This window comes from Actinosynnema sp. NPDC059797, assembly GCF_042732085.1.
GTDB lineage: Bacteria > Actinomycetota > Actinomycetes > Mycobacteriales > Pseudonocardiaceae > Actinosynnema.
The window spans coordinates 9,060-17,586 of the sequence record NZ_JBHWIE010000144.1; the positions used below are offsets into that span (position 1 = coordinate 9,060).

10 protein-coding genes are annotated in these 8,527 nt (G+C 73.8%); 6 read left to right on the forward strand and 4 right to left on the reverse strand.

Annotated features, from left to right (window positions below):
• Window positions 1-48 precede the first annotated feature (48 nt).
• Window positions 49-1,002: a zinc-binding dehydrogenase gene (locus ACFV4N_RS26370; protein ID WP_499675284.1), complete on the reverse strand. Its 954-nt coding sequence runs from the start codon at window positions 1,000-1,002 to the stop codon at window positions 49-51.
• Window positions 1,003-1,117: 115 nt separating this feature from the next.
• On the opposite strand from ACFV4N_RS26370, the gene ACFV4N_RS26375 reads away from it, so the two are divergent.
• Together ACFV4N_RS26375 and ACFV4N_RS26380 are read left to right on the forward strand one after the other, a co-directional pair.
• On the forward strand, window positions 1,118-1,684 hold the full coding sequence (locus ACFV4N_RS26375; RefSeq protein ID WP_499675285.1) for a class I SAM-dependent methyltransferase: 567 nt from the start codon (window positions 1,118-1,120) through the stop codon (window positions 1,682-1,684).
• A 567-nt stretch (window positions 1,685-2,251) separates the two neighbouring features.
• Complete coding sequence (locus ACFV4N_RS26380; protein ID WP_499675286.1) at window positions 2,252-2,980, forward strand: DUF4383 domain-containing protein; 729 nt, start codon at window positions 2,252-2,254, stop codon at window positions 2,978-2,980.
• A gap of 65 nt (window positions 2,981-3,045) precedes the next feature.
• On the opposite strand, the gene ACFV4N_RS26385 is transcribed toward ACFV4N_RS26380, so the two are convergent.
• Complete coding sequence (locus ACFV4N_RS26385; RefSeq protein WP_499675287.1) at window positions 3,046-3,990, reverse strand: aldo/keto reductase; 945 nt, start codon at window positions 3,988-3,990, stop codon at window positions 3,046-3,048.
• Window positions 3,991-4,048: 58 nt separating this feature from the next.
• Here ACFV4N_RS26385 and ACFV4N_RS26390 point away from each other — a divergent pair, with 58 nt between their 5' ends.
• From ACFV4N_RS26390 to ACFV4N_RS26400, 3 genes are all read left to right on the forward strand, one after another.
• Complete coding sequence (locus tag ACFV4N_RS26390; RefSeq protein WP_499675288.1) at window positions 4,049-4,711, forward strand: M50 family metallopeptidase; 663 nt, start codon at window positions 4,049-4,051, stop codon at window positions 4,709-4,711.
• A gap of 135 nt (window positions 4,712-4,846) precedes the next feature.
• Complete coding sequence (locus ACFV4N_RS26395) at window positions 4,847-5,806, forward strand: TIGR03557 family F420-dependent LLM class oxidoreductase (protein WP_499675289.1); 960 nt, start codon at window positions 4,847-4,849, stop codon at window positions 5,804-5,806.
• A gap of 86 nt (window positions 5,807-5,892) precedes the next feature.
• Window positions 5,893-6,186: a WhiB family transcriptional regulator gene (locus ACFV4N_RS26400; protein ID WP_499675290.1), complete on the forward strand. Its 294-nt coding sequence runs from the start codon at window positions 5,893-5,895 to the stop codon at window positions 6,184-6,186.
• 380 nt (window positions 6,187-6,566) lie between these two features.
• Here ACFV4N_RS26400 and ACFV4N_RS26405 read toward each other — a convergent pair whose 3' ends face one another.
• Window positions 6,567-7,358: a SigB/SigF/SigG family RNA polymerase sigma factor gene (locus tag ACFV4N_RS26405; protein ID WP_499675291.1), complete on the reverse strand. Its 792-nt coding sequence runs from the start codon at window positions 7,356-7,358 to the stop codon at window positions 6,567-6,569.
• The gene (locus ACFV4N_RS26410) at window positions 7,355-7,786 is read right to left on the reverse strand and encodes an ATP-binding protein (RefSeq protein ID WP_499675292.1); all 432 of its coding nucleotides are present in this window, start codon (window positions 7,784-7,786) and stop codon (window positions 7,355-7,357) included. Before ACFV4N_RS26410 ends, ACFV4N_RS26405 begins: the two co-directional genes overlap by 4 nt.
• 127 nt (window positions 7,787-7,913) lie before the next feature.
• On the opposite strand from ACFV4N_RS26410, the gene ACFV4N_RS26415 reads away from it, so the two are divergent.
• Window positions 7,914-8,527, forward strand: a 614-nt coding sequence (locus ACFV4N_RS26415) for an ATP-binding protein (RefSeq protein ID WP_499675293.1), incomplete at its 3' end; no start/stop codon positions are given.

Sequence of the window (8,527 nt, forward strand, 5' to 3'; positions counted from 1 at the left end):
TGGGGGGGGGGGGCCCCCCCCCGGGGGCCCCCCCCGACCCGTCGGCCCTCACGGCTTGAGCACGACCTTGCCGGTGGTGGCGCGCGCCTCCAGCGCGGTGTGCGCGCGGGCCGCGTCGCGCAGCGGGAACGTCGTGGTGAGCGGGGTGAGCCGCTGCTCGGCGAGCAGGGCCAGCGCCTGCTCCTCCAGCTCGCGCAGGCTCGTGCCCTTGAGCAGCCGCGGCCCGACCGCGACCGACGCGGTGAGGCCCTGGCGGTACAGGTCGGCGGTCTCGACGCGCGTGGGCGTGCCGGAGGACCAGCCGAACAGCACGACGCGCCCGCCGACGCCCAGCAGCTCCAGGGCCGCGCGGCCGGCGTCGCCGCCCACGCCGTCGAGCACGGCGGTCACCTCGCCGACGCCCCCGGTCCAGCCCGGCCGGGTGTAGTCGACGGCCAGGTCCGCGCCCAGCTCCCGGACCAGGTCGAGCTTCGCGGTGCTCGCGGCACCGACGACCTTCGCCCCGACGGCCTTGGCGGCCTGCACGAACAGCGCGCCCAGGCCGCCGGCCGCGGACGTCACCAGCACCACGTCGTCCTCGGTCAGCCGCGCGACGCGCAGCACGCCGACGGCGGTCCGGCCGGTGCCGATCATGGCCACGGCCGCGTCGTCGGACACGTGGTCGGGCAGCTCGTGCAGCGAGGCGGTGCTAGCCACGGCCTGCTCGGCGTAGCCGCCGCTCGCCTGCCCGAGGTGGGCGACGACCCGCCTGCCGAGCCAGCGCGGCTCCGCGCCCTCGCCGAGCGCGGTGACCACGCCCGCCACCTCGCGGCCGGGCGTCATGGGCAGCTCGGGCAGCGGGAACGGGCCGGGCTCGCCCCGGCGGATCGACGTGTCGACCAGGTGCACGCCCGCGGCCGACACCGCGACCCGCACCTGGCCGGGCCCGGGTTCGGGGTCGGGCACCTCTTCGTGGCGCAGGTTCTCGGCCGGGCCGAACTCGTGCTGGCGGATGGCGCGCATGCGGGAAAACCCCCTCGTCTCGGAACGCCCGTCACGCTAGGAGCTCCAGTTAACTGGAAGTCAAGTGATCTCGGCCGCCGGCCAACCCGGGACGCCGCCCGCGCGTCAACGGGAGGTGAAGCACTTCGACCACAACGCCCACCACCACCCGTCGCTCCTGGCCGCCGTGCCCGCCGGGGCGCGCACGGCGGTGGACGTCGGCTGCGGTGACGGCGCGTTCGCGCGCCTGCTCGCCGCCCGCGGGCTCGCGGTGACCGCGGTGGACCGCGCGGTGGAGGTCTCGGCGCCCGGCGTGGACTTCCGGCGGGCCGACGCGCTGACCGACGACCTCGGCGGCCCTTACGACTTCGTGTCGTGCATCGCCGCCCTGCACCACATGCCGCTGGAGGCGGGCCTGGCGCGGCTGCGGTCGCTGGTCGCGCCGGGCGGCGTGGTGGCCGTGCTCGGGCTGGCGCGCGAGGAGGACGCGTGGGACCGGGCGCTGAGCCTCGCCTCGGTGCCCCTGAACCTCGCCCGGCGGCTGTTCCGGGACGACCCGCGCGGCACCGCCCCGGTCTCGGCGCCCACGTCGTCGTTGCGCGAGATCCGGGCCGCGGCGGACGAGGTCCTGCCCGGCGCCCGGTTCCGGCGGCACCTCTACTGGCGCTACTCGATGTCGTGGACGGCGCCGGGAACCGGATGACCGCCCCGCGCGTCAATTGACCAACACGGTAATTCCTTTGACGGCAGCGGGTCGACGAAGGGATAATTCACATCAACACCACAGTGGTGTCACGAGCGACCAGGGGGATTTCGTGAACAGCAGGCAGACCGATTGGAACGGCTCGGCGACGCGTCGTTCCCCGCGCTGAGCTGCACGCGCTGACCTGGGCACAGGCGGCTTCCGGAGGTGTTCCGCGAGCCATCCGCAAACCTGATCGCCCTTATTCGTCGCGGGAATGGAATTCAATTACCTGAACCGCGCGCCCCCGGCCCCCACGGGGTGGGTCGGGATTATATGAACCCCGGCACGGCGGGGTGCCGACTCCTGTCGGGAAAAGCCGGGGCGGGTCCGTGCGCCCGCCCCACCCCGCACTCACCGCCGCCGTTCGCCGCACTCGCGCACCCACGCGCCCGCCGCACCGCGCCGCGTCCCGCAGCCCCACCGCGCCCCGCACCCAGAACGCCGTTTGCCTCCTCCGGCACGGGGGTAGCCGGTGGTCGTCCGGAGCCCGGAAGGCGGGCTCGTGGTCCTCGTTTGGAGGGCGTGATGACCCAATCGACCGTCGGCCGCGTCAAGGTCGCGGGTCTCCAGCCCGCCCAGGTGCTGGCAGGCCTGCTCGGCCTGGTCTTCCTCGTCGCCGGCATCGCGGGATTCGTCAAGACCGGGTTCGGCGACTTCTCGGGCGACCAGCACGCCATGCTGCTCGGGTTCATGGTGAACCCGCTGCACAACATCATCCACCTGGCGTTCGGCGTGCTCGGCCTGCTGATGGCGACCAGCTCGGGCCTGGCCCGGCTCTACGGCTGGATCGTGTTCCTCTCCTACGGCGCGGTGCTGCTGTGGGGGCTGGCCCTGGAGGGCGTCTTCGCGACCAACCCGGTCTCGGGCCTGGGCAACCCGCTGGCGCTCAACACCAATGACAACTGGCTGCACCTCGGCCTGGCCGCCGCCGGCCTGCTGACCGCGGTGCTGCCCGCCCGGCGCAAGCTCGTGGTGCCCGAGGAGGAGACCGCGGAGCACGACCCGCGGCGCTTCGAGCGGGACGAGAGCATCCGCGCCCCGCGGGCCCCGCAGGAGGAGCCGGAGACGCGGCCGATGCCGACGCAGCGCGTCGACACCCACCGCACCGGCTTCGCACCGCACGACGAGCGGGTCGAGTCGATGGACCCGACGGTGACCGCCCGGCCGGTCGAGCCGGTGGACCCGGCCATGCGGCCGACGCGCCCCATCGACCCGGCCGTCGCCGAGCAGCACCGGGCGCGGCACTCGCGCTGACCGCCGACACCGTCCCACCACCACGCGGGGCCCGGTCCACTGTGGACCGGGCCCCGCGCTCGCGTTCAGACCGCCTCGTCCATCCGCCGGACCTGGTCGTCGTCCAGCTCCAGCTCCAGCGCGCCCAGCGTCTCCTCCAGCTGCGCCAGGCTGCTCGCGCCGACCAGCGGCACGATCCCCTGCCGCAGCACCCACGCCAGCACGACCTGGTTGACCGTCGCGCCCAGCTCGCCCGCGACCTCGCGCAGCACCCGCAGCCGCCGCGACGTGCCGGGGTGGTCGTACTCCTCGCCCAGCGGCTTGTCGCGGTAGCGGCCCGACAGCAGCGCCGAGTACGCGACCAGCGCCACGTCGCCCTCCGCCGCCGCGTAGTCGAACAGCTCCTCGGTCATGTGCACGTGGCCCGACTCCGGCAGCCGCACGCCCGGCCGGGGCCGCAGGTAGCTGTACCGCTGCTGCACCGCCGAGTACAGCGGCCAGCCGTTGGCCCGGGACGCCGCCCGCGCCCGCTCCAGCCGCCACGTGGCGTGGTTGCTCGCGCCGACCTCCCGCACCGCGCCGCGCCCCACGAGGTCGGCGAACGCGCCCAGCGTGTCCTCCAGCGGCACGGCCCGGTCCTCGACGTGGCTGTAGTAGAGGTCGATCCGGTCGGTGCCCAGCCGCTTCAGGCTCGCCTCGGCGGCGGCCCGGACCACCTCGCCGGACAGGCCCTCGGCGTTCTCCAGGCCGGTTCCCGGGGTGCGCGGCCGCGCGCCGACCTTCGTCGCCACCACCAGCTCGTCCCGCCGGCCGCGCGCGGCCAGCCACCGGCCGACCGCCTCCTCGCTCTCGTCGCCCGTGCCGCCGTCCCAGAACACGTAGTTGTTGGCCGTGTCCAGGAAGGTGCCGCCCGCCTCGACGAAGCGGTCCATGATCGCGAACGACGTCTCGTCGTCCACCCACTTGCCGAACGGCAGCGTGCCCAGGCAGAGGGCGCTGACTTCCAGGGAACCGATGCGCTGTCGTCTCATGGCGAGCAGCTTGGGTGCTGGAGCGCGCTCCAGGTCAAGCCTGGCATGCTGGACGGCGATGTCGACTTTCGCGGAGTGGGCGCCCGCCGTCGCGGCGCTGGCCCTGGTGGCGGGCCCCGGGCTGTGGCGCCACAGCAGGCACGTGATCACCATCGCGCACGAGGCGGGCCACGCCCTCGTCGCGCTGCTCACCGGCCGCAAGCTGGAGGGCATCAAGCTGAACCCGGACACCTCCGGCGTGACCGTGTCGCGGGGCAGGCCCACCGGGATCGCCGTGGTGCTCATGTACTTCGCGGGCTACGTGACCCCGTCCCTGCTCGGCCTGGGCGCGGCGGCGCTGGTGATCGCCGAGCAGGTCCGGCCGCTGCTGTGGGCGACCGTGGTGCTGCTGGCCGGGGTGCTGGTCATGATCCGCAACGTCTTCGGGGTGCTGACGGTCGTGCTGACCGGCGGGGCGGTGTTCGCCGTCTCCTGGTACGCGTCCGAGGCGTGGCAGGCGGCGTTCGCGCTGTTCGTGACCTGGTTCCTGCTGCTGGGCGGCGTGCGGCCGGTCGGCGAGCTGCAGCGCAGGCGGCTGCGCGGGCGGGCGCCCGGGTCCGACGCCGACCAGCTCGCCCGGATCACGCGCGTGCCGGGGCTGGTGTGGGTGCTGCTGTTCGCGGTCGTCGTGGTCGGCGCGCTGCTGCTGGGCGGGCGGATGCTGCTGCCGGTCGAGGTCTGAGCCCGCCGCGCCGACCGTCCCCTGTGGCCGGTGCCGGCGCCTGTGGCCGGTGCCGGCGCCCCGCCCCGCGTCATCCGGGTGGTGGAGCTTCGGCCGACCTGGGTTCAGGCCGGTCGGCGGGGGTAACCGGGTGCCATGGTCAGCATCGGCTACTTCCTCTCGTGCGAGGAGTTCGGCCCCCGTGAGCTCGTCCGCCAGGCCCGGTGGGCCGAGGAGGCGGGCTTCGAGCGGTTGTGGATCTCCGACCACTACCACCCGTGGAACTCCGAACAGGGGCAGAGCCCGTTCGTGTGGTCCGTGATCGGGGCGCTGTCCGAGGTGACCTCCCTGCCGATCACCACCGCGGTCACCTGCCCGACGGTCCGGGTCCACCCGGCCGTGGTGGCGCAGGCCGCCGCGACCGCCGCCGTCCAGTGCCGCGGCGGGTTCACCCTCGGCGTCGGCTCCGGCGAGGCGCTGAACGAGCACATCCTCGGCGACGCGTGGCCGTCCGCGCCCGTGCGGCAGGAGATGCTGGAGGAGGCCGTCGAGGTGATGCGCGCCCTCTGGACGGGCGAGCAGGTCACCCACCGCGGCAAGCACTACACGGTCGAGAACGCGCGGCTCTACACGCTGCCGCCCGAGCCCGTCCCGGTCTACGTCTCGGCGTTCGGGCCGAAGGCCGCCGCGCTGGCGGCCCGCATCGGCGACGGGTTCTGCTCGACCATGCCGGACGAGTCGCTGGTCGACGCGTTCCGCTCCGGCGGCGGTGGCGCCAAGCCCGCGCAGGCGGGGTTCAAGGTCTGCCACGCGGACTCGGCCGAGGCCGGCGCGAAGACCGCGCACCGCTTGTGGGCCAACGAGCAGCTGCCCGGCGAGCTGGCCCAGCTGCTGCCGACGCCCGAGCACTTCGAGCAGGCCTCGACCCTCGTCACCGAGGAGATGGTCGGCTCGTCGCTGCCCGTCGGACCGGACGTCGAGCCGTACGTCGCCGCGGTCCGCTCCTACGCGGACGCGGGCTACGACGAGGTCTACGTCCAGCAGATCGGCCCGGATCAGGAGGAGTTCTTCCGGTTCTGGTCGGGCTCCGTGGCCCCGGCGCTGCGAAACCCGTAATCCGATCGAGCACACCACGTTTGCCCGCCCGCCGACAGCGGGTAAGCCGTGATCAAGCACCGCAACACCGCAAGGGGGTCCACCCGATGACCAGCACCGCGCGCCTGCCCAAGCCCGTGACCGATGTCTGGGACTGGCAGAAGGACGGGCTGTGCCGAGGCCGCGACAGCGCGGTCTTCTTCCACCCGGACAACGAGCGTGGCGCCGCCCGCGCCGCCCGCGAGGACCGCGCCAAGGAGCTGTGCGCCCGCTGCCCGGTCCTGATGAGGTGCCGCGACCACGCCCTGGCCGTCCAGGAGCCTTACGGCGTCTGGGGCGGCATGGGGGAGGACGAGCGCCGCCGCATCATCGCCTCGCGCCGCCGGACCGCGGCGGCCTGACCCGACAGCTCGTCCCGCGCCGGCCGGCTCCCGGCCGCCGCACCCGGTCACCCGCGACCGGACCCCGCGGACCTGCCCTCCCCCGTGGACGGGCACCGCGACCGGGTTGTCCCACTAGCCGCACCACCGCGGCCCGCCCGACGCCGGGCGGGCGCACCCGTCGAGCACGCCGGTCAGCGCGGCCCGGCCCGGCTCGACCACGAACACCCCACGTCCCCGCGACCGCCACGACCGACGCGCGGGGACGTGCGCGTGCCGCACCCCGAACCCGGGGGCCGCGGCGCGCGGAGGACCCGACCACCGACCCCCGGGCCCTCGAACGCCGAAGGGGCCGCCCACACGGGCGGCCCCGTCGACGTGTCCACGATCGTCACCGAAGGCTACTCGGTGAGCCCGTCCCGCAGCTGCCGCAGCGTCTTCGCCAGCAGCCGCGACACGTGCATCTGCGAGATGCCCACCTTCTGGGCGATCTGCGTCTGCGTCATGTTGCCGAAGAACCGCATCACCACGATCTTCCGCTCCCGCTCCGGCAGCTTCTCCAGCAGCGGGTGCAGCGCCTCCCGCTGCTCGATCGCCTCCAGCTCCGGGTCCTCCTCGCCGAGCGTGCTGCCCAGCGAGATGGAGCTGTCGTCGGCCACGAGCAGGTCGTCCAGCGACGCGCTGTGGTAGGCGTTGCCCGCCGCCAGGCCCTCGTGGATCTCCTCGCGGCTCAGGCCCAGGTGCTGGGCCAGCTCGCTCGGCGTCGGCGCGCGCCCCAGCTCCTGCGACAGCCGCGCCGAACCCGCGTTGATCGCCAGGTGCAGCTCCTTGAGCCGCCGCGGCATGCGGACCGACCAACTGGAGTCGCGGAAGTACTTCCGGACCTCGCCCATGATCGTCGGCACGGCGAACGACAGGAAGTCGCTGCCCCGCTCCGGGTCGAACCGGTCGACCGCGTTGATCAGGCCGACCGTCGCGACCTGCACCAGGTCGTCGTGCGGCTCGCCCCGGTGGCCGAACCTCCGGGCGATGTGCTTGGCGACCGGCAGGTGCTCGGTCACCAGCTCGTCCCGCAACCGCTCCCGCGCCGGGTCGCCCGCGGGCAGGGAAGCGAGCTGGACGAACAGCGGCGCCAGGTGATCGTAATCACCCTGGGTGCCGGATCGCGCCGTGCTCCCTTCGGACGGGGTCACGCATCCACCGTCCCCAGCGACCGCTTGACCAGGTCGATGTGCACCTCGTAGGCGTCGTCCTGCGGCGCCACCCACGTCGTGACCGAGTCGACCAGGGCGCTGAGCACCCGCCAGCCGAAACTGTCCCGATCCGGCGGGGCGGACCGCTGCGAACTCACCTTCGTGGAGACCTGGACCGAGCCTTCCACCACGACGAACTGGGCGCTCAGCACCGCCGCCGGAGCGGCCAGCGAGATGAGGGTCGAGCACGCCTCGTCCACCGCCAGCTTCAGGTCCTCGATCGAGTCCAGGTCGAAGTCCTGGCGCATGGCGATGTCGGCGGCCACCGCCCGGACGACCGACAGCTGCGTGGGATCGGCCGACATGCGCAGCTCGACCCCGGTCAGGGCGCTTTCCGACTCACCGCTACGCGGCTCAGTGTGCGACACGCTCACCTCGACGTCCATTTCTGTCTCGTTGTGCTGCTGACGCTATCGGTACCCGAACTGATCGTCGCTCACACGTGTAGCGGACACGCAGGCCGGGAAGACTGACAGGTGCAACGGGGAGGGCCACTTGACCGATCAACTCGCGGACCACCACTGGGGAGTGGAGTTCCCGGCGCACGCCGGCGAACTGGCGTCGGTCCGTGCTCAGCTCAACGACTGGCTCGACCGGGCCGGCCTCACCGAGGACGACCGGTACGACCTGCTCATCGCCGTGAACGAGGCCGCCAGCAACGCCGTGGAGCACGCCTACGGCCCCGACCGCACCGGTGTGGTGCACATCGAGGCCGACGCGCGGCCCGACGGCAGCGTGCGCGTCGTGGTGACCGACCACGGCACGTGGCGCGTGCCACCGCCCGCGCTCTCCACGCGCGGCCGGGGCCTGCTGCTGATGCGCGAGAACGTCGACGAGGTGCTCGTGGACCGCCAACCGACCGGCACCACCGTCACCCTCGTCCTGGCGCCGCGCCACGCCACCCGCGGCACGTTCAACGCCTCGCCGCCCGAGCCCGTGCTGGTCACGGAGTGCGACGGCTGGGTGGAGGTCGTCGTGCTGGGCGACGTGCCCGCGCACGCCGCGCCCGCCGTCCGCCGCCGCATCCTCACCGCGGCCCGCGGCGGCACCGTGCCCATCGTGGTCGACCTGCGCGCCCTCGGCGAGCGCAGCGAGGGGCTGATCAGGAG

Bases quoted from the DNA above. Each gene is read 5' to 3' on its own strand.
- ACFV4N_RS26370 (WP_499675284.1), bottom strand. From the start codon at position 1,002: ATGCGCGCCATCCGCCAGCACGAGTTCGGCCCGGCCGAGAACCTGCGC.
- ACFV4N_RS26380 (WP_499675286.1), top strand. From the start codon at position 2,252: ATGACCCAATCGACCGTCGGCCGCGTCAAGGTCGCGGGTCTCCAGCCC.
- ACFV4N_RS26385 (WP_499675287.1), bottom strand. From the start codon at position 3,990: ATGAGACGACAGCGCATCGGTTCCCTGGAAGTCAGCGCCCTCTGCCTG.
- ACFV4N_RS26390 (WP_499675288.1), top strand. From the start codon at position 4,049: ATGTCGACTTTCGCGGAGTGGGCGCCCGCCGTCGCGGCGCTGGCCCTG.
- ACFV4N_RS26395 (WP_499675289.1), top strand. From the start codon at position 4,847: ATGGTCAGCATCGGCTACTTCCTCTCGTGCGAGGAGTTCGGCCCCCGT.
- ACFV4N_RS26400 (WP_499675290.1), top strand. From the start codon at position 5,893: ATGACCAGCACCGCGCGCCTGCCCAAGCCCGTGACCGATGTCTGGGAC.